The sequence below is a fragment of the Acidithrix sp. C25 genome, from assembly GCF_904848545.2.
Window position 1 is genome coordinate 677,665 of record NZ_CAJHCI020000007.1, and the last position, 21,286, is coordinate 698,950.

Here is a 21,286-nt window from a genome sequence, read left to right on the forward strand (position 1 = left end):
TCTTTTCTAGTAATGCTGATGGAATCTAAGTTGGATGAAAGAGCCATAAATAGATCACGAACAGGTATTTAGTAATTGCTATTGTAGGTTAACTTCGCTGGGAGATATTAATGATAATTTCTGAAACCTTTGTCAGGATTATCGGATTTTGAGGCTCTTTTTTAGTATTAATAGGACGGTTGTATCTTAAATGAGTACGATTGATGATTTTGAAATGTATTCTTTTGCTTGTAAGTGGGCTGAGTATAGATGAAGGCGAATTCGCGTATCGATGAGTATTTCACTGAGATCTGTTAGGATTGGAATTAATCAGGTTATTAACATGAGCCATTTTTCGCATAAGAGCAGTATGTAACCCAAATGATCATCCACGCAAAGTGATCAGCCAATATGATCACAATTTTGGACAATCATTGCGGCCTTGGTTGTCGCCTCATATAGGGCTATCGTTATCTTATGGATCTAAACGTAAATGTCCGAAATGCCGATGTTGTAACCATCAAAATCCCATTCAACAGAGAACTCCGCTCTTCGCTCCATCGGGATAACTTTAAATCGGGGGTTATCCTGACTTTGGAAGGCGGTGGCCATCTCGGATTTGGTGAAGCTCCAACATTGGCACTTCCCAGCTATGGCCCAGACTTCACCAATGGGGCATTTGTGGCTGTGGAGTTGTTTCTGGAGATGGCAAAGGGCTATTACGAATCGAACTCTAAGGAGATTACTATTCCAGTCGGCGACTTTATAGGTAGGTTGCTGCAGAGTTATAGAGGCAACAGACCCGCTATAGCCGCAATTGAGATGGCGCTTTTGGATCTTTATGCCCGTCAAAATAGTATTGGTCCACTTGAGACTATCGCGCAATATTTGAATCATGGCGAGGTTGAATATGGAGTCGGTGCCGGGGCTCTTGTGGATCGTTCCGGAGACCTTTTGGACTTTGAACTGGAGCCCCAGGGTGGCTCGCTTGGTTTTCTGCCCCTATCTGGGCTGGAGGGTGCCGAGGCGGATGATTCCTATGACTACTCCCAGTATCTAGCTTTGATCGAGTCAGGGTTTCGTCGAATCAAAGTCAAGGTTGACGGATCCAAGGGTGGATCGATATTGGGGTCACTTGCTAAGGTTTGTGAACTCAATCAAGGTTTTGTAGAACTATCGGTTGATGCCAACTGTAGTTTACGCCAGCCATTTCTGCTGGAGAGTATCTACGATATCGGCTTTTCCTACGTTGAGGATCCCTATGAGTTTGATTCTCTAAGCAACCTTGCCGACTCTCTCTCCAATAAGAGCGGAAGGGTCGCCTTGGATGGTTGTTTGACTTCGCTTCCTGTGGTCAGCGACTATATCAAACTCGTTAACTTTGACATCGGGGTACTCAAGCTCGATCGAATGGGATCAATACTTGAGGTTGTGAGGTCGGCAAATGCGCTAGCTCTGGCTGGTAAGAATTTCTACATCGGGGGTATGTACGATAGTCCGATACTTCGTCGTTTGAATGGGAATTTGATTCGAGTTCTAAGGCCGACTGAGGCGAGCGACTTAGGCGCCGACGGTGATTACTTTGATTGCGAATTGCTTCCAAGTGCTCTTCGAATGGATGATGGGAGACTAACGCTCCCAGGTGGAGTGGGTCTTTGTGGCATATTTCTACCAAATGAAGATCAAATCGGTATTTCAACGTCTCTTTTATTTGTTTGAGTTGATGCGCCATCCGCATAAAGATAATTCCACCATAGTCTTGTGCTTCTTTTGGAGTCGATAAAATTAAAGTCTGCGATATCAAATACAGCCCGTTGGGTTTGGACGTTCGGCGGACGGGAAAACCTTCGTATTGATCTTGAACAAGTTCTGCGTTGGCGGATCCCAATAGATGTTAATCGAGCCCCAGTTGAGTATTCCAAAACTCTTTACTAGTCATTGTGGCCTTTTATTCAAGGTCTGTCATCTGAAAACTAGGGTTCGCTCGAATGATCGAGTTCCTAGATCGCGATTTCGTTGGGAACGCCAAGCGCTCTAGGCCAAAATTAAATAGTCCAATAGCTTTATGTCGCCTGAGATGTATGTCGTCAATTAGGATAGCTCATGCCGCGTATGACCCCTTATGTGGACTAACCGAGTCGTCTTTAAGCGCAATGGTAGAGCGGTTCACGTAAAAGTGTTTTTGAATATTGGTTTAGCGCAAAGGGTCGATATTATGATCTTCGAGCTATCAGCAACCTTGCAAGAGCTGGATTGCGAAGATCGTCCTTGGCGTCTCTTCGACGTCAATCGGCCAAAGGCGTTAAATTCAGAGAGGCGCCAAGCTGCTTACTTAGATTCATTTGGCATGAAGACTAATTTTTGCTAGCGTCCATGAGTGCGGATAGCCTCTTGGATATAAGGGTTGGTGAGGCGCTCTGTGCCAATAGTTGTGCTGGGGCCATGGCCTGGTAGCACAACGGTATCGTCTGAAAGTGGCAGGATCTTGGTCACGAGAGACTCCATTAGCGAATCGAGCGAACCTCCTGGCAGGTCAGTTCTACCAATTGAGCCCGCGAAGAGATGATCTCCGGTGAATATGAGGGGCGGGAGACCCTCAACCTTGACTTTAAAGCACGTCGAACCTTGTGTGTGTCCAGGCGTATGAAGGGCGTCGAAAGACAATCCAGCTCCAGAGAATGTCACATCGTCGTCTAGATACTCGATCAATTCAGGAATTTTGGTGGACAGGCGTGCTTGAAGAAGAGCTTGGCCAAGCATCGCTGATGAACCTATCGGGTCTCGGATTAACTCTATGTCATTTTTGTGGGCTATCACTCTGATTTTCTGATGATCCAAGTCGTCTAGGAACTCTTTTTCCTCCACAACAGTTGGAATTCCCCCAATGTGGTCGATATGGCCATGGGTAGCTATGATGGCTACTACTTTGAGATTGGCGTCTTTGACGAACTTGATTACCTTTGCAGGCTCGGGTGGAACATCTACTAGAACGCACTCCCTCTGGCTTGTTGAGGATCGAATAACCCAAAAGTTGGTTGCAGCCAGCCACAGTGGCGCTCCATGTATAAGTTCCATTTTTGTATCTTCTTTTTTTGATGATCTTTCTTTGGTGAAAGCTTACATGAGCTACGCCACGTTCAATTTTGAGTGATTGATGTATTTGGGACTGCAACTATGCCGGATGGTCAAAGCTGAATCTGGCATCTTCTGATAAAGTTCTACGGATGTGATATCTGTTGGTTTCATCGAACTGAATTCTTTTTTTTATGCGACAATTGCAGTGCTTAGATCCATCTAGCGTCACATCTCGGCGGCTCTTGGCCCTGATGATCACGGCACTGATAATCTCGGATCGAACGGGAAAGTTTCTGGCTATCGGCAAAGGACAAATTAAGGTTTAAAAGGTTCCCCGTCGTCTCCTTGGCTACCACAACTTCGCAAACCATGGTGACTAGGATCCCCTTTATAAGACGACTTCAAAGTTCAAGTTTCGATGGGACTCTTTGGCAATTGGCTCGGTTGATTTCACCATGAGTATTCGCATCAAGATGTATTTTTTCTAATCAACCGTATACCTATTCACACCCCGCCTAGAGATCGCTTCGGGGGTCTTATCGGAGCTTTCACGGGGGGGGTGGTTCTCCTGTTGCTAGTCATCGTGATCTTTATCGTCATCTCTTTTTGCGGCTGCTACTTGCTATTTTAGGTTGGATCGGCTATCTCTATGGGATTTTGCAATTGTTCGTAATAGTTACGAAGTGCAAATTATGGGTGTCAAGCTTGCATTGGCTGTGGATCAACCAGATGAGAGGTATCCAGCTTTGGGTCTTTTGATTGCGATCGCTGAGTCCACCCGAGACAAGGATGGATGAGCTGTTGCAAATAGATCTTTAGTTCGCCGACAGCGGGGTTTAGGATAGAATCCTTGTGGTTTTTCAAATTTGATTACCATATAAAAATTAAAGTGTTATCAAAATGTGTTTGAGGTTAAGGTTCGATTTGAGTAAAAGATCATCGATCATCTAAGTTACGATGATGGGTTGCGGTTGACTTTGGTTAGAGACGGTCGAGTTTGATTGGTTCGAGGTCGATCTCTTTTTTACGCCTGGATCCTTCATTTCGCTGGCGAAGGTGATCTCCGGGCGAGCTAATTGAGGTTTACCTCACCTTTTCTGGCAAATCTTTTCCAATCAGCCTTTTTAGATTTGCCCATTACTCGTTGACTTGTTTGGAGATATTGACTTACCTTGGGGGTAGTCTGAAATCTTTGCCGAGTTTGCAGATGCCCGGACTCATGCGAACTATTTGATATTATTAGCTCTTTTTGAAGTTCTGACCTAGGTTCATCGACATGTGGCATTGAGTGTAGTTTGAGGGATTTATCCTTGTTCTAGACTATCTTCTTTAGATGTATTGGGATACTACGCAGTAGTTGTCCGGAACTTTTTTCGAAGTTGAGCGGTTTTGTCGCCGCAAAACTTGTGGATTTTGGTCGATGGATCGAGATCGAATGGAGGCTCAAATGGCTCGTGTGGTAATCGCAGAAGACGAAGCGATAATTCGGCTTGATCTGAAGGAAGCTCTTGAAGAGCTTGGGTACGAGGTAGTTGGCGCAGCAAGTACTGGAGATGAGGGACTGGAAATGATCCGATCCCTAAAGCCCGACTTCGCAATTTTGGATATCAAGATGCCGGGCCTCGATGGATTGCAGGTTGCCCATGAAGTGGGCGAAGATAAGATCTGTCCGGTAATTATTTTGACTGCTTTCTCGCAGAGGGCCTTGATTGAACAGGCGAGAGATGCTGGCGCTCTGGCATATTTAGTTAAGCCATTTCAGCCAGCGGATTTGGTTCCAGCGATTGAGATTGCAATCGCTCGGTTCGCGCAGGCCCGGGCACTTGAAGAGGAGATCGCAGCACTTTCGGATCGCTCGGATTCACTCAGCGCGCAGCTTGAACTTCGAAAGTTGCTCGATCGTGCAAAAGGAATACTGATGGAGCGTTATGATATGACCGAGCCGGAATCATTCAGCTTTATACAGCGATCCGCTATGGACAGCCGCGCGCGAATGTCAGAGGTCGCAACCAAAGTTATCTCTGGGGAGCTTACCCCGCTGGCTCAATAAGGGTCTCTAGGGATATATCCGCGGCCAAAGGGTGAACCTAGCGGGTTCATTTCTATTTGATACCTATTCCACCCATTCATTGGCTCAGATTTAATAAGGCGTAGATATGAAAAGACTTGTCGTTGTCGATGGATTCAGCCTCGCGTTTCGCGCATTCTTTGCAATTCCATTTGAAACCATGCACAACTCTTCTGGCTTACGCACTAATGCGCTTTACGGTCTAGTGTCCATGCTCGATGGTCTACTGGAAAATTGGAAGCCATCGCATATGGCTGTGGCACTTGATTTGCCGGAGCCTACCTTTCGCGACGAGTTAAATCCAAACTATAAGGGTCATAGGCCTCCAACTCATGAAGCTCTAGTTGAGCAGTTGGAACTTCTATCTTTGGCTATAGGTTCGCTAGGAATAGCGGTTGTCTCTAAATCAGGCTTCGAAGCTGATGACATTTTGGCGACCCTGAGTAATTTAGGCAAGGGTGCTTCGATTGAAACAATTCTTGTAACGGGCGATCGTGATAGCTATCAATTGGTAGAAGACCCATTCGTCAAGGTGCTTTATAATCGTCGGGGTGTTAGCGACTATCTCTTGCTCGATGAAGCAGGGGTGATGGAAAAAGTTGGTGCTACCCCTAAAAATTATCCGTTACTAGCTGCTCTTCGAGGAGACCCTTCAGATAACCTAATGGGCGTTACCGGAGTAGGGGATAAGACGGCTGCCAAGTTGGCAACTACCTACGGGACACTCGATTCGCTTTTGAGTAACTTGGATGCGTTGACCCCCAAGATTTCTCGTGCAATTGAGGCTGGCGTCGACAACCTGCGCCTGAATCTTGAGCTTACTCACCTGCGTGGAGATTTGGATCTTTCCTTGTCGCTTGCGGATTTAGAGCTAGGGCCACTAGACGATTCTAAGGCTAAGGAATTTTTTGATCTAATCGAGTCGAAGAAACTTTATTCACGCACCCTTGGTGCATTTGACTATATTGGGCACCTGTCCAGTGGTCATGACAATACTAATGAACCAACAGTAGAGATCAGAGACGTTACCCGTGAAGAGTTTTTTAAAGACATAGGATCTTCGCAGAATGATTTTGCCGTTGGCATCGATGTTACCTACACAGGCGAGGCAGGAAGAAGTTCGATTGATGTTATCTGGTTGGCAAAAAGAGAGGGACCTGCCCAAATTGCCACCACCAAGGTGGCGCTAGAGTACCAAGATGAACGTCTTTGCCTTGAGACTCTTATTAGAGATTTGGGCGATCTTTCACTTGTTGGCTTTGGACTCAAAGAGTTTTTACGAAGACTATTTACAATAGGGCTTACTTCTCCAAAAATCGGTGCAGACTTAGGACTGAGCGCTTATTTGCTCGACAGTTCACTAGGGGATTACGATCCATTTTCGGTTCTAGAGGCCTTTACCCCTGAGGTAGTCGGTTCTATCCGTCAGGTTGAAGGAGGAAGCGGAGATTTGATACCAGATCTCTTCTCAACTCTAAAAGATGATGTTTCATCTATGCAGATCGCATCGATGGCTGCGCTCGCCGATTTGGAGATTCGACGGTTGATCGAAGCTGACAAGAGTGATTGGCTACTTGATGCGATAGAAAATCCGCTTTTAGTCGTCCTAGCCAAGATGGAGGCGGTAGGTGTGTTGGTCGATCGCGGCTACTTGAGCGATCTCAAGGACGATTTCATCCGTCAGGCCAGGCAGTTGTCGAATCAAATACAATCGATGGCAAGAAGGACCTTCAACGTAAATTCAACCAAGCAATTGGGATCAGTTCTATTTGAGGATCTGGGTCTAACTCCGCCTAAAAAGACAAAGACGGGGTTTTCGACTGACGCCTCGACACTTGAGAAGCTGGTAGGTATCCACCCAATCATCGAATTGATTATTCGGTATCGAGAGGTGGAAAAGCTACGATCGACTTACGGTGAGAGCCTTTTAGCTGAAGTAGGAGGTGATGACCGTATTCATGCAACCTTTAATCAAATGGTTGCCCGGACTGGGCGACTATCTTCGGATCATCCAAACCTTCACAATATACCAATTCGTTCCGAAGAGGGAAAGAAGTTTAGATTTGCGTTTGTTGCGCCACAAGCAACCAAATTAATCGTTGCGGATTACTCACAAATAGAGTTGCGAGTAATTGCGCACCTGAGCGGAGATCCCGGTCTGGTGGAAGCTTTTTCATTGGGGACAGATATTCACACCGAGTTGGCATCTCGTGTATTTGGTATCCCCTCGAGCCAGGTAACCTCCGCGCAACGATCAAAAGCAAAGATGGTCGCTTATGGCCTTGCCTATGGAATGGAGGCATACGGCCTAGCAACACGTTTGAACATCGATGTTGGGGAGGCCGATTCCATTTTGCAAAGCTTCTTCGGCGCTTTTCCAAAGTTGCGCCAATATATGGATTCAGTAGTTAAAGAGGCCGTCAAGAATGGCTTTACCGAGACCCAGTTCGGTCGCAAAAGACGTATTCCGGATCTTTCTAATCCAAACGGGCGACTACGTCAAGGGGCAGAGCGTCAGGCCATGAACTCTGTAATTCAAGGGCTTGCAGCTGATATCTTCAAACTTGCGATTGTAAACCTCGACACCAGCCTTGATCCCGAAAATGCACGTCTGATACTTCAGGTGCACGATGAGGTTTTGGTGGAAGTAAGAACGCCAGTTGCCCAAGAGGTTGCAGACGTCGTCGTCGACGTGATGGAGAATGCGGCGAGCCTGAAGGTCCCACTGATGGTCAACTCCTACATCGTTGACAAGTGGGGGGATTCAAAATGAATCGCTACAGGAAGTTGCCGAAATGGACTTCAATCAAAAGATCGTGCAAGGCAACTTTTAGATAGATCGAAGAGGCGTTGCAAAAAATGTCTTCTAATTGTTTGATTTCGTTTAGGTAATATAAAGTAATTATTAACTATTATTATGCTTTGAGGAAAAAGTATGTCTTCATTACTTAGATTGTGGTAGAGGTTTATCATAAATGTGGATATGCTTTGAGATGAAGCGTAATCATTTTTTTGATTTGCTTTCAAAATTGTAAGTAAAGAAAGCGTTCTACATTCATGTCCGATTCGGTTAGCGCGCCAGAAGTTGAAGTTGAAGAAATTCAGCTTGAAGACGAAGGCACACCGCGAGTAATAGTAGCAGACGATCTCGGCGATCTCTCATTTGATGATGCGATTGCACAAACGATCGTTCGTTTTGACGATGGAGATATCGTCAAAGGTAAAGTTGTAAGGGTCGATAAAGACGAGGTTCTCCTCGACATCGGTTTCAAGTCCGAGGGTGTTATCCCCGCGCGGGAACTTTCGATCCGTCACGACGTCAACCCATTTGAAGTCGTCAAAGTTGGCGACGAGGTTGAGGCACTTGTCATCCAAAAGGAAGACAAGGAAGGTCGTCTAATCCTCTCCAAGAAGCGAGCTCAGTATGAGCGCGCTTGGGGCTCTATAGAAGAGGTCAAGGAGAAGAATGGCTCAGTCAAGGGTGCGGTAATCGAAGTCGTCAAGGGCGGACTTATCGTAGACATCGGACTTCGCGGTTTCTTGCCGGCATCGTTGGTAGAGCTTCGTCGAGTACGAGACCTCACTCCATACATTGGCAAGATGATGGAAGCTAAGATCATCGAGCTGGATAAGAATCGAAACAACGTTGTTCTTTCACGTCGAGCATGGTTAGAGGAGACTCAGAAAGAGCAGCGCGAAGAGTTCTTGGCCAACCTCAAGCCTGGCGACGTTCGAAAAGGTGTGGTTTCGTCTATCGTTGCCTTTGGTGTCTTTGTGGACCTTGGCGGAATGGACGGCCTCGTTCACGTCTCGGAACTTTCATGGAAGCATGTCGACCATCCATCTTCGGTAGTACAAGTTGGCGATGAGATTGACGTTCAGATTCTTGAAGTGGATCGATCCAAGGAGCGAATTTCGCTCTCCCTCAAGGCAACTCAGCGTGATCCTTGGGAAGAGTTCGCAAGCGCACATAAGCCTGGAGAATTGGTTTATGGTCGCGTAACTAAGCTGGTTCCCTTTGGTGCATTTATTCAGGTTGCTGAAGGAATCGAAGGTTTGGTCCATATTTCAGAGATGTCTTTCCAACATGTCGACTCGCCTGACCATGTAGTGGAAGTTGGCGAAGAGCTTTGGATTAAGATCATCGATATCGATCTTGCACGTCGACGAATTAGCATCTCCATCAAGCAAGCTGCAGATGGTGGCGAAGTGGCTGCTGAATATCAAGATATCTACGGTGAGCATGCCTACGATGACGATGGTAACTTTATTGGTACCTATGACTACTCAGCAGTTGACTTTGAACCCGAAACCGAAGCCCAAAAGGCTTGGCTTGCAGACCTAGAGTCCCAGCGGGGCACCTCGGCGAGCTCAGAAGAGGATTCGCAAGAGTAATATTTGTCATCAGGAGTTACCTATCAAAGCGACAGCTCGATAGCTATTACTGACGGAAATTACTATAAATACTGTCTCAGACCACTTGGTTTGGGACAGTATTTTTTTATATAGCCATGATGAATCGTGGGAGTGCTAGTTCAATGTCGCATCTTCGTATCATTGTTGGGGCTGGTTAGGATAGAGTTATGCGAATCTTTGGTTTGACTGGTGGTATAGGGTCGGGTAAGTCGACGGTTGCTGCGTATTTAGGTAGGAGCGGTTTTGAAGTCATTGATGCCGATGAGATTGCACGCTATGTGGTAGAACCAGGTACGGCAGCCCTGCTTGAGATTGTCGGGGAATTTGGCACTTCTATCCTCGATGCCAGTGGTGCATTGGATCGGGCAAAGCTTGCCTCCATTGTATTTTATGATTCGGATAAGTTGCAGCTCTTGAACAGCATCACACATCCAGCCATAGGAGTGGAGATCGCGAGAAGAATTGGAAAAATTGGAGCTGGTAATCCTGATGGCGTAGTCCTGCTTGACATCCCTCTTTTGGTCGAGGGAGGAGGTAAAGCTAGATACGGTCTTGAAGCGCTAATAGTGGTAGATTGTGATCCCGCTATTGCATTGGAGCGGATCGTAGCCAACCGCGATATTACAAGGCAAGAGGCTCTTGCAAGGATAAATTCCCAAGTTTCTCGGGAGGTGCGCCTTGGTGTAGCAGATTACGTCCTAGATAACTCTTCGACCAAGGAAGATCTTTTGAGACAGGTTGAAGATCTGGTCGACCTATTAGATATTGCCTGAGGTACTGGAGTAGCAATTCTCTTCTAATTTGGCTTTCAATATAAATATCCATGAATCTGGATATTTAAATTGAATTGCGATATCCAACTACATTAGATCTTTGAATTTGCTATAAAAGTGCTAGTTTAGGTTTGTAATTCAGCCTCTATCGATTTTTGCAGAACCTTTTGGATCTCTTGTGAAACAGACCTCAAAGTCTGTTGGTCTATATATTTGTCAGATTAAATGGCCAGACAAAGTGATGCTTGTTGGCTTAAGCTTTTCCTCATGTTCGGTGGTATGACTGAGGGATGAAAGTCCAGATGGCTTTACTGTTTCGAAGACTTCGCTACCAAGATGATCGAGGCGATGTTCTGATCGCACACCTTGTCTGATCGAATCTTTAGTTGCTTGGTATCTTCCAGCCCTTGGCCTGAGCAACTTCTTTGCACGTGGGACATAGTGGATACTTTTGAGGATCTCGAGTTGGGACCCAGGTCTTGCCACAAAGGGCTGTGCATGGCTTTCCCGTGATGATAGCTTCGGTAACAGCTGAGGCAGGTAGAACGATATGGGCCATTCGGTCCCTCTCGTCGATATCGTTATTGTCTGTTCTGGTATCTTCAAGTACGTCAACTCGAGACATTTATTAGATCCCCTTGCGCAATATATCTTTACTGCTACAATAGTTGATTTTGGCTGGAGTCGATCTAAAAAACCTGTCACCGGCTCTCTCGCCTCGTTGATAGGTCAATGGCTACTTCTATCAATTCGCCTCTAGTTTTCATTGTTTGCAGGTCCTGGGTAAGTTTGACGCAGGGAGTCCCTGTTGTTTTTGTTAATCTGGTCGGAACGGCAAGAGTTGGCGTTGGGGTGGTTCATTTTTTTGTGGGAACTTTTGCGGCTTTAAAGGTATAGGTAAGGGAATCGTAGTTTCGGATGGCGCCCTAGATTGATGTTGTGACTAAATTCAAAGTTGTTTCTCCTTATCAGCCTGCAGGGGATCAGCCTACGGCGATAGCCGAGCTAAGCGATGGAATTCAGCGCGGCGAGAGGTTCCAAACCCTTCTTGGAATTACCGGTTCGGGCAAAAGTGCAACTATAGCTTGGACTATAGAGGCGGTACAGCGCCCGACCCTAGTGATTGCGCCTAATAAATCATTGGCTGCACAATTGGCGAGTGAGTTTCGCGAGTTTTTTCCAGATAATCGAGTCGAATACTTTGTGTCATATTACGACTACTATCAGCCCGAGGCTTACATACCTTCCTCAGATACCTATATCGAGAAGGATTCTTCTGTAAATGATGAGATCGATCGATTGCGCCACGCCGCTACCTCTGCTCTTTTGACGCGCCGAGATGTGATTGTAGTGGCATCTGTCTCCTGCATCTATGGCCTAGGATCCCCGATCGAATATTCGGAGAGGATGCTCGCCTTTCAGGTCGGGGAGAGCTATGAACTAAGAGGTGTTTTACGAAGGCTTGTCGACATCCACTACGACCGGAATGATCAAAATCTCGTACGCGGAAAGTTTAGGGTTAGGGGGGATACACTAGAGATTCACCCAGCTTATGAAGAGAGGGCCTATCGCTTTGAGTTTTTTGGTGACGAATTGGAGCGGATTCAGGGTTACGACGTTTTGACCGGAGAGGTTACGGAGGAGCTCGCCGAGTATGTGGTCTTTCCTGCTACCCACTACGTAGCTAGTAACGAGACTATGACAAGGGCCATCGCGTCGATCGAAGTCGAGTTGGGCGAGCGCCTGCGGGAATTAGAGGGTACCAATAGGCTTCTTGAGGCGCAAAGACTTAGGATGCGAACTGAATTTGACCTTGAGATGATGGCTGAAGTCGGATTCTGTAATGGTATTGAGAACTATTCGCGACACCTAGACGGACGATCGCCAGGAGAGCCTCCCTTTACTCTGTTGGACTTCTTTCCCAAGGACTTTCTTTTGGTGATTGACGAGTCCCACGTTAGCATTCCACAATTGCATGGTCAATATGCAGGCGATAGAAGTCGAAAAGAGAACCTCGTTGAGTTTGGTTTTCGGCTTCCTTCTGCTCTGGACAATCGACCGCTTAGGTTTGATGAATTTTATGAGAGAATCAATCAGGTCGTCTTTTTGTCTGCAACGCCCTCGAAATACGAGATCGCCCAATCCAGTCAGGTTGTCCAGCAAATAGTAAGGCCCACTGGACTGCTCGATCCTAAGGTAGTCGTGCGTCCTACTCAGCATCAGATAGATGACCTTCTTTCGGAGATTCGCGTTCGAATTGAAAAGAATGAACGTATCCTCGTGACTACTTTAACGAAAAAGATGGCGGAGGATCTAAGCGATTACCTTCTTGAACAGGGGCTTAGGGTTCGTTATCTGCACTCGAATATAGACACCCTTGAGAGGGTGACCATTCTTCGAGACCTGCGTCTTGGTGAGTTTGACGTTTTAGTGGGTATCAACCTTCTTCGAGAGGGTTTGGATCTGCCCGAGGTTACTTTGGTTGCGATACTCGATGCAGATAAGGAGGGGTTTTTGCGCTCTGAGACAGCTTTGATACAGACTATCGGGAGGGCTGCAAGGAATTCGGAGGGATTTGTGATCTTGTATGCGGATACAATTACAAATTCCATGACGAGAGCTATCTCTGAGACTGAGCGTCGCAGGGCCCTCCAGCAGGCCTACAACCTAGAGCATAATATAAACCCTGTAACAATCACTAAAGCGGTAACAGACATATTGGACCAATTGAGACCATCCAAGACTGCTCCGCTTCCCAAATCTAATTCAAGACGAAATAAGGGTATCTCGGACTATGCAACTATGAATATGAATGAGGTGGTAGCGCTTGTTCAAACCCTAGAGGCCGAGATGGCCGAAGCCGCAGCCGACCTTCGTTTTGAATATGCCGGAAGACTGAGAGATGAGATTAAAGAGTTGCGTAAGTATCTCGCTGATGTGGGTTGAATAAATTGCAACATAGAAGAATCGACGCTACTCTTGTAGCTGGATTTGGGGTCCTAATTGTTAGATATTCCACTTATCAACGGGTTACCTGGAAGTTGAAATTCTGGGTTGATAGAATTTCCTAGCTACGATTTTTACGGAAGGTCTTGGTTTGTCTCTTATCTATCTTCAAAGAGCGCTGTTACCTCTTGACGCACTGAACCCTGGCGTTGGTATGGATCATCCGATGCGAAAAGTTGTCAGGCAGGTCGCTTTTGAGAGGGATGGATGGACGAAAGAGCGTGCTAAAAAAGTAGGCGACCTCTTTGATTCAATGGCAGAAGACTGGAGTCAGAGGAGCGGCGCAGAAAGGACTGAAGCCCTCTTGGACGGACTTAACCGCGCTCAGTATTTGAATGGAAGATGCTTGGAGATCGGATGTGGCACTGGATCTAATCTAGAACTCCTCTGTAATTTCTTCGGGGAGGTAGTTGGTATCGACTTATCTCTGTCCATGCTTTTAAAAATGACCACTCAATCGCCGCCGGTTATCAATTGTGATGCCAGTTGTTTGCCATTTAGCGACGAAAGCTTCGATTCAATTGTGATTCAGAATTCATTTCTCTTTCGAGACGAAGTTTTGCGACTACTACGTCCGAGTGGAACCCTCTTTTGGGTCTCTACAAACGCAGATCGAACTCCTATTTATTTGAGTCCATACGATGTCCACAAAGCGCTTGGGGCCGATTTTAACGGAGTCACCTCGCTCGCTGGGAATGGCATTTGGTCGGCGTTCTCAAGATCCATGACGACCTAGGAGGTCTCAGGCTTTTTCAGATCGCCCTTGCCTGTTGGGGTATATCTTCGAAGGAAGATTTTGTGACTGGTTTATCTTCAGACGAATCTTCCTAACCAGAGTCACTAGGAGGCAATTGCGCAATTCATAATTCGACTCTTTCAGGTGGCATTTTTTGACTCAGAATGCAGGTACTATACCTTGTTGGGCATTAAGTGCGGACCTTAAAATCCAAAACGGGTAACAATCCACTTATGCAAGTGTCTCCTAGGCCTTTGCCGAAGCCAAATCCTTCGAGCTATACATTTTTTAGCTGTTTGTATGAGGATAGACCGCTATGCCTAACTATATGAATGTGTAGCTACGAAGCTCAGGACCCATCAAAGGGTGAGAGATTCTAAATTAAAATTGGTGGTGATATTTATCGGTAGTCATCTTTTTGGGGTGTGACAAGATCTAATTGTTGGCTAACCCCAGCTTCGTTAGAAGCTCGAATTGTGACATAGAGGTGATCTCGATCACTTTATTTCGATTATGAGCACCCATCACAATATTTACAAGAGATTTTTGAGTTGAAAGTGCCTTGGCGAGAAATGTTACCAGTTCTTGATTTGCGCGATCCTCAACGGCTGGTGATGTGAGCGATATCGCGATTGCTGTTTCTCGTATGCCTGTGATCTCAGTTCTTGATTTTCGAGTCGAGATATAAAAAGGAACCCTGATCCCATCTTTATATTCGGTGATTGCAATCTGGTTTGGTTGGTAATTAGGATTCACGCAATTTCAATTTTATACCCAAGATTAGTCCAAGGACAAGGTTAGCGACATAGTTGGAAAGCAGCTCCCATAATTCTCTGAGCTGAACCTAGGTGGATGTGTGGTGGTTGGCTCTAAATTGGGAGCAATTTTTCCTCTATTGTCGACCTTGAAGAGATGAGCCATTTGCTTATTTGGCAAATCCAAGGTTGCCCTCACCTTGATTCTGGATGGGGGTAGCTTAGGCTAATGATGTAGGTTGACTGGCGCTGTGGTCGATGCTCTTTCCGATCGATAAGGAGATGACGAGGATTAGAAGGCACGCAATCGCATCAAAGGCGAGTCCGTGCGATATAGACCTGGAGCCATGAATGGCCAATGCGGTCGCGATAAGTCCGCCTGCGACGCCAGTTCCAACCGAAACACCAGTCGTGTCAGCTAAGGCGAGTGCGGAGCTCGATTCATCTAAGTGGTCTCTAGGTGCGACATCAAGTAAGGCGACAGAGAGCGAGACGTAGGAGATGCCCATCCCAAGGCCAGCGATCGTCCACCCTGCCAGGATGAACCATGATCCAATACCTTGAAAATAGAGGGATATCCCTGTCATTGCTACCCCTATTAGAGCTATTGCGATTCCGCGCCGAAAGAGCGTTCCTCGATGGTTGGGCTTGGTGAATCGTGAATGTAAATAGGAGCCGGCGCTCCAACTCAAGCTTGCTAGGGTCAAAGTTGATCCGGCTAACGCCAGGCTGTATCCTCTATCCCTAAAGAGGGCAAGGGGTAAGAAGCCGTCGATTCCAAAGAAGGCGAAGTTTGTCAGAACCCGCAGCAGAATGATCCTTCGAAGGGCTGGGAATTGCGAGAACGCAACTTTTGGAAGGAGGCGTTTTCCAGCGATGCCAGCGAAGACGATGCCCGGGATGATTATCAAGAGTGGTGTGATACGTGGAATAGAGTCCAGCGCTAGGAGGATCGCAAGGATCGATGCGGCGAAAATTGTGGCATAGACGATTCGTAGGAGAGGATTGGACTCGAGTACTCGAGGCTTTATCTTCGACCTTTTAGGTAGCGCTAGGGCTAGGACCAAGGTCGCTATCAGAGAGATCGGGAGTACTACTAGGAATGGAAATTGCCATCCAAAGTTTTGTGCTAGGTATCCAGAGATTCCAGGTGATATCAATGACGGGACAACCCATGCTAGTGAGAAGGCAAAGAAGATCTTTGGTCTTTCGGTTGTATCGAAGTAATCATTGATGATTACATAACCAACCGATCCGAAGGCGCCCCCTCCAAGGCCCTGGATGCCTCGCATCAAGATTAGGAAGGTAATGTTGGGGCTGAGCGAGACCAGTACTATCCCTACCTGAAATAGTGTGCTTCCGACAAGCACTGCAAGTTTTGGACCGCGGACTTTGGAAAGCTCCGATAGAGCGACAACCCCAACTATCTCGGCAACAAGAAAAAAACTAAGAATGAGAGCGAGTGACTTTGTGGTATGAAAGTGTACCCCAATGGCTCCAAGGTCTGCAGTAGCTGCGAGGTTCTCGAATGCAACCGCGGTTATCATAGTTATTAGGGAGACTTTTAGCAGCCTCTTGTTTATGTTCTTTTGTTCCAAGATTTTCCTAGGTCATTGCCTTGGCTCGAAGGCTATTTTTTCACCTTGAATCGCAAGGATATCTTTCGAAGCGTCCAATTTTGTTAGGAAATCGATGGCGATGAATCTCAAGTCGAATAACTAAGTGTAATTCGAACCAACCGGATGTGATTAAATAATTTAGTTTTTGTTCAAACAAGCCATCGTGGAAGGCGCACATGGGTTGTAATTATTTCCAATTTTACTTTCCGATAGTTGAAGTGTTCTACATATTTATGGTGCTTTTTCGCCTGCCGAATACCTTGAAAACTTTGGAAGTAACTTCCAGATCGCCAAGGAACCAGCGACGCAGGCGACCCCACCAGTAATTACGGCCAACGTGGTTCCAAGGAGCGCACTAGCGCCGCCGGACTCTAGGTCGCCAAGGCGAGGGCCACCAGTCACCACTGAGATTTGTATTGAGAACAGTCGACCCCTCATCTCCGGAGGCGCGATCCTTTGTAGGATTGCATTTCTTAGAACTGACGAGACCAGATCTACATATCCAGCCACCGCCAGAAGTAAAAGTGCAAGAGAGATTGAGTTGATAGCTCCAAAGACAATTATTGCAGTTCCCCATGATAGGACGGAAAGTATTATTCCTAATCCCTGTCGTTTGATGTTTGTGACCCATCCCGAGGTAACCGCTCCGATTGAGGCACCAACTCCTAAGGCGCTATAGAGGTACCCAAGTCCGCTTGCCCCGTCATGAAAGTGTGTTAAAGCCAATGCAGGAAAGAGGGCTCGGGGCATCCCAAAGACCATGGCTACCAGGTCAATTAGGAAGATTCCTTTTAGAATTTGGCTTGATGCAACTTCGCTAAACCCTTCTTTGATTGACTTTAATCCTCTGCTCTTACTTTTTTCGACGGGATGCAATGGGGGTAGAAAAAAGCACGCTATTGCTCCGACTAAATAGGTCAGGGCATCGATGCCCAGGGCGGTTGCTACGGCGAAATGCGCGATGAGTATGCCAGCAACTGCCGGACCAACGACTAATCCAATTTGGAACATCATCTGACGGATGGCTATGGCTGCAGTGACCTTATCCCTGGCGACCATTTGTGGAATTACTGCGCTCTGTGCGGGTTTGACGATTCCTGATACACCAGCGCTAAAGGCGCTCAGGGCAAAGATGGGCCAAATTGACGGGTGTGAAGGAATCACATCTAGATAGAGCACAACCCCGGCTAAGGTAGACGCGCCGAAGCCCCAAATGAGTAGTCGCCTGCGATCTGTCCTATCGATGATCGGCCCTCCTCCAAGAGAGGCCAAAAGAAGGGGAATTAGCTGAACGAGGCTTACCAAGCCAACTAGAAGCGACGAGTGGGTCAATCTGTAGATCTCATATGAGATAGCAACGATCGTGATCTGGTCGCCCAGGCCGGAGATGAGTTGACCGATAAAGAGAAGGCGAAAATTCTTACTGTCGCGTAATGGACTGAGGTCTACGAATAGATTTGCCACCTCGTCTAACTCTCCTTCTTCGTTCTGGCGATTGGGTTTGCTTCATCTTGTGCACTTGACTTCCAATCCGGGCGCGACCCTATAGATGCCGCGGTGTTTTTTGACGGACATTTGGTTATTGATTGAACCGCATTGTGGCTATTGGCGCTGACCTTAAACCAGAAATCGACCGGTATGACTTTGGGGCAACTTAGCGATCTCTTGTGGCGTGCCGCAGCCGACTACTGATCCGCCTTTGTCGCCACCATCGGGGCCAAGGTCAATTATCCAGTCGGAACATTTGATCACGTCGAGATTGTGCTCAATTACTAATACGGTATTGCCATTGTCGACAAGACGTTGGAGAACAACCAGAAGACGCCTTACGTCTTCAAAGTGCAGCCCCGTAGTGGGCTCATCTAGAATATAAAAGGTGTGACCGGTTGGGCGTTTGGCTAATTCGGTGGCCAATTTCACGCGCTGTGCTTCACCGCCGCTAAGAGTTGTAGCGGGCTGGCCAAGACGAACATAACCCAAACCGACTTCGGAAAGGGTTCGTAAGTGGCGTTCGATGGACGGCAGGCTTTTGAAGAAGAAGAGGGCTTCTTCAATTGGAAGGTCAAGGACTTCAGCGATGGATTTTCCTTTATAGAGGATCTCTAAGGTATCGCGGTTGTAACGGGTCCCTTTGCACTGCTCACAGGGGACATAGACGTCCGGGAGAAAGTTCATCTCGATACGAATCGTCCCATCGCCAGAACAGGACTCGCAACGGCCGCCTCGAATATTGAATGAAAATCGTCCTTGCTCGTAGCCTCTAACTCTCGATTCTGGAGTACCTGCAAAGAGGGCACGTATCTTGTCGAAGACCCCGGTATATGTAGCAGGATTTGACCGTGGAGTGCGTCCAATAGGCGACTGATCGATGTCTACGATCTTGTCTATATTCTCAAGTCCTCGTATCTCGCGATGTCTTGCTGGGACAACTTTAGACTTATAGATCTTCAGCATCAGCGCGTTTCGCAGGATATCGTTGACCAGGGTTGATTTGCCAGAGCCCGAAACACCAGTTACTGCTACGAAGCAACCAAGTGGTATCTCGACGTCTATTCCCTTTAGGTTGTTTGCGGCTGCACCGATAATCTCAATCCTTTTGTCGGAGCGCGGTCTCGGATAGGCCGGGAATTCGACACTTCTTCGCTTGGCCAAGTAGTCACCAGTTACAGACTCGGAGGAGTTGATAATATCTTGGACGCTTCCGGTTGCTACGACGCGTCCTCCGTTCTCTCCAGCCCCTGGACCTATATCTACCACATAGTCAGCAGCTCTAATGGTGTCTTCGTCGTGTTCTACAACTATTACAGAGTTGTCTAGGTCTCTGAGCTTTTCTAGAGTCTGAATAAGGCGATGGTTGTCGCGTTGGTGAAGTCCAATCGATGGTTCGTCTAAGACATATAGTACGCCGGTTAGACCCGATCCAATCTGAGAAGCTAAGCGAATTCGCTGGGCCTCGCCGCCGCTTAGGGTATTTGCACCTCGATCTAAGGTTAGATATTCAAGGCCGACATCCATTAAGAATTTAAGGCGAGCTCGCACCTCCCTTAGAATCGGTGTAGTTATTATGGCACGTCGCTCATCAAAATGAAAGGAGTCGATCACCTCGAGGCTACGGGCAATTGAAAGCGAAGAGAGGTATGAAATTGAGTGCGACTCGACTGAAACCGCAAGGGACTCGGGTTTGAGACGTGCTCCGTGACATGACTCGCAGGCCACATCACTCATGTAAGCCTTTATCTGTTCTTTTGCTCCTTCAGAGGATGCAGTTTCGAAGCGGCGACGAAGCCACGGAATGACACCTTCCCACTTTAGGTTGATCTCACCTTTGTTATATCTCGAGCCGAGTTTCACCTTTAGTTTGAGTCCGCCCCTCCCATGGAGAATCTCGTCTTTTACCTCTTTGGGGAGGTCGGACCAAGGCGTGGTTAGGTCAAAGTCCATCTTCTTTGCTAGAGCTTCGAGGCCACTAAGGTAGAAGTCGCTGCGCATATGAGACCATGGCGCCACTGCGCCTTGATATAGCGACAGCGTTTGGTCTGGAACGATTCGTTCTGGGTCTACCTCTATCATCGTTCCGATGCCTGAACAGGCCTCGCAGGCGCCATACGGAGAGTTGAATGAGAAGTTTCTTGGCGCTAATTCCGAGAAGCTGATACCGCAGTCTGCGCACGCTAAAAGCTCTGAAAATACAAGTTCATGCTCAGAGTTCGCGTTTGATTCGTCCGTTAATACGAGGACTTTGAGACGTCTGGTGCCAAGTTCGAGAGCGGTCTCAACCGAATCGGTTAGTCGTGGTTGAATTCCGTCTCGGCGACTGAGGCGATCTACGATTACGTCAATGCTGTGGCTTTCATAGCGTGCCAAGTCAATGTGGCTATCGCCTTGTATCTCCACGATTTCGTTATCGATGCGCGCCCTAGAGTAGCCCTTTCGTGCAATCTCTTTGATAAGGGCAGAGTATTCTCCCTTTCTCCCCTCAACAATTGGCGCCATAACCATAAAACGAGTACCATCTGGGATCTTCATTAGTTGATCCACAATCTGCTGAGGTGTTTGGCGTTCAACCCTTTGGCCGCATTTGTGGCAGTGCTGGATGCCTACTCGTGCAAACAGGAGACGTAGGTAGTCGTTGATCTCGGTTACAGTTCCAACGGTCGACCGTGGATTTCGCGGTGCTGACTTTTGGTCAATGGAGATTGCTGGAGAAAGGCCATCAATCTGGTCTACATCAGGTTTGTCCAATTGGCCGAGGAATTGACGTGCATAAGAGGATAGGGATTCTAGATACCTTCGTTGGCCCTCCGCAAAGATTGTGTCAAAGGCTAAACTCGACTTGCCTGACCCGGATAGTCCAGTGAAGACTACTAGCTTATTTCGTGGTATCGACAGGTCAACCTCTTTGAGGTTGTGTACTCTTGCACCTTTTACTACTAGCTCATTTGCCACAATTGGTAAACCCAATTTCTTTGAAGATTATTGCCATTTGCATGAAAGCCCTGAAATCATTTGCATGAGAGCCTTGTAGTTAGGTAAAGACGCCTCTTGCTTTCGCAAAGGCAATAACTACGAGGTTGCATTATTTCCTTGGCCGGCAGGGCTCTTTGTCTTTGCTATTTGTGGATTACCCTCTAAGGCGATTTAGTTTAATGGTTGTTGATAGCGAATTGGGTTGCAATTAGAGAGATAAGCATCGTGCTTGAAGTTCGGAGGATGGATTTGTCAGGTAATTTTCAAATTCGACCGATGATGACAGCTAAAGATCGAATCGCTAGGTTGTTCAAAAAGAGAGATCGGAGACTGCTTTGCCTATTGATTTTTTGGTATCTAAAATTTATATACAAGGTGGGCTTGTTAGTCTG

The 21,286-nt window shown here is 47.0% G+C and carries 12 protein-coding genes and 1 pseudogene; 7 read left to right on the forward strand and 6 right to left on the reverse strand.

The window, feature by feature from the left end:
* The first annotated feature begins 456 nt into the window (after positions 1-456).
* Positions 457-1,698 carry an enolase C-terminal domain-like protein gene (locus tag ACIDITHRIX25_RS84545; protein ID WP_052605711.1) on the forward strand — a complete coding sequence of 414 codons (1,242 nt, stop codon included), beginning with the start codon at positions 457-459 and terminating at the stop codon, positions 1,696-1,698.
* 645 nt (positions 1,699-2,343) lie between these two features.
* Here the strand turns inward: ACIDITHRIX25_RS84545 and ACIDITHRIX25_RS84550 are convergent.
* Positions 2,344-3,054 carry an MBL fold metallo-hydrolase gene (locus tag ACIDITHRIX25_RS84550; protein WP_052605713.1) on the reverse strand — a complete coding sequence of 237 codons (711 nt, stop codon included), beginning with the start codon at positions 3,052-3,054 and terminating at the stop codon, positions 2,344-2,346.
* 1,420 nt (positions 3,055-4,474) lie between these two features.
* Between ACIDITHRIX25_RS84550 and ACIDITHRIX25_RS84555 the strand changes: the two genes are divergently transcribed.
* The 4 genes and pseudogenes from ACIDITHRIX25_RS84555 (at position 4,475) to coaE (ending at position 10,311) form a co-directional block, all read left to right on the forward strand.
* Positions 4,475-5,104, forward strand: coding sequence for an ANTAR domain-containing response regulator (locus ACIDITHRIX25_RS84555; protein WP_052605715.1), 630 nt, complete (start codon positions 4,475-4,477; stop codon positions 5,102-5,104).
* A gap of 106 nt (positions 5,105-5,210) precedes the next feature.
* The gene (gene polA, locus ACIDITHRIX25_RS84560) at positions 5,211-7,895 is read left to right on the forward strand and encodes a DNA polymerase I (RefSeq protein ID WP_201732063.1); all 2,685 of its coding nucleotides are present in this window, start codon (positions 5,211-5,213) and stop codon (positions 7,893-7,895) included.
* Positions 7,896-8,179: 284 nt separating this feature from the next.
* Positions 8,180-9,514 (forward strand): annotated as a pseudogene (gene rpsA / locus ACIDITHRIX25_RS84565) (30S ribosomal protein S1); the annotation flags it as partial.
* Positions 9,515-9,705: 191 nt separating this feature from the next.
* Entirely contained in the window at positions 9,706-10,311 is a 606-nt protein-coding gene (gene coaE, locus ACIDITHRIX25_RS84570; RefSeq protein WP_052605717.1) for a dephospho-CoA kinase, read from the forward strand.
* A 382-nt stretch (positions 10,312-10,693) separates the two neighbouring features.
* Here coaE and ACIDITHRIX25_RS84575 read toward each other — a convergent pair whose 3' ends face one another.
* Positions 10,694-10,936, reverse strand: coding sequence for a DUF3039 domain-containing protein (locus ACIDITHRIX25_RS84575; RefSeq protein ID WP_052605718.1), 243 nt, complete (start codon positions 10,934-10,936; stop codon positions 10,694-10,696).
* Positions 10,937-11,250: 314 nt separating this feature from the next.
* Here ACIDITHRIX25_RS84575 and uvrB point away from each other — a divergent pair, with 314 nt between their 5' ends.
* A complete protein-coding gene (gene uvrB, locus ACIDITHRIX25_RS84580) occupies positions 11,251-13,257 on the forward strand; it encodes an excinuclease ABC subunit UvrB (protein ID WP_152626017.1) in 2,007 nt (668 codons plus the stop codon).
* Positions 13,258-13,408: 151 nt separating this feature from the next.
* Positions 13,409-14,053: a class I SAM-dependent methyltransferase gene (locus tag ACIDITHRIX25_RS84585; RefSeq protein ID WP_201732064.1), complete on the forward strand. Its 645-nt coding sequence runs from the start codon at positions 13,409-13,411 to the stop codon at positions 14,051-14,053.
* Positions 14,054-14,488: 435 nt separating this feature from the next.
* On the opposite strand, the gene ACIDITHRIX25_RS84590 is transcribed toward ACIDITHRIX25_RS84585, so the two are convergent.
* From ACIDITHRIX25_RS84590 to uvrA, 4 genes are all read right to left on the reverse strand, one after another.
* Complete coding sequence (locus tag ACIDITHRIX25_RS84590; protein ID WP_052604658.1) at positions 14,489-14,809, reverse strand: DUF167 domain-containing protein; 321 nt, start codon at positions 14,807-14,809, stop codon at positions 14,489-14,491.
* Positions 14,810-15,029: 220 nt separating this feature from the next.
* Entirely contained in the window at positions 15,030-16,406 is a 1,377-nt protein-coding gene (locus tag ACIDITHRIX25_RS84595; RefSeq protein WP_201732065.1) for an MFS transporter, read from the reverse strand.
* Between the two features lie 252 nt (positions 16,407-16,658).
* On the reverse strand, positions 16,659-17,891 hold the full coding sequence (locus ACIDITHRIX25_RS84600; RefSeq protein ID WP_052604656.1) for an MFS transporter: 1,233 nt from the start codon (positions 17,889-17,891) through the stop codon (positions 16,659-16,661).
* A gap of 153 nt (positions 17,892-18,044) precedes the next feature.
* Positions 18,045-20,873, reverse strand: a complete 2,829-nt coding sequence (gene uvrA / locus ACIDITHRIX25_RS84605) for an excinuclease ABC subunit UvrA (protein WP_201732066.1) — start codon at positions 20,871-20,873, stop codon at positions 18,045-18,047.
* Positions 20,874-21,286 lie beyond the last annotated feature (413 nt).

Excerpts from the sequence above, each read along its gene's own strand:
- polA (WP_201732063.1), top strand. The coding sequence starts at position 5,211 with ATGAAAAGACTTGTCGTTGTCGATGGATTCAGCCTCGCGTTTCGCGCA.
- ACIDITHRIX25_RS84555 (WP_052605715.1), top strand. The coding sequence starts at position 4,475 with ATGGATCGAGATCGAATGGAGGCTCAAATGGCTCGTGTGGTAATCGCA.
- ACIDITHRIX25_RS84545 (WP_052605711.1), top strand. The coding sequence starts at position 457 with ATGGATCTAAACGTAAATGTCCGAAATGCCGATGTTGTAACCATCAAA.
- ACIDITHRIX25_RS84575 (WP_052605718.1), bottom strand. The coding sequence starts at position 10,936 with ATGTCTCGAGTTGACGTACTTGAAGATACCAGAACAGACAATAACGAT.
- ACIDITHRIX25_RS84550 (WP_052605713.1), bottom strand. The coding sequence starts at position 3,054 with ATGGAACTTATACATGGAGCGCCACTGTGGCTGGCTGCAACCAACTTT.
- coaE (WP_052605717.1), top strand. The coding sequence starts at position 9,706 with ATGCGAATCTTTGGTTTGACTGGTGGTATAGGGTCGGGTAAGTCGACG.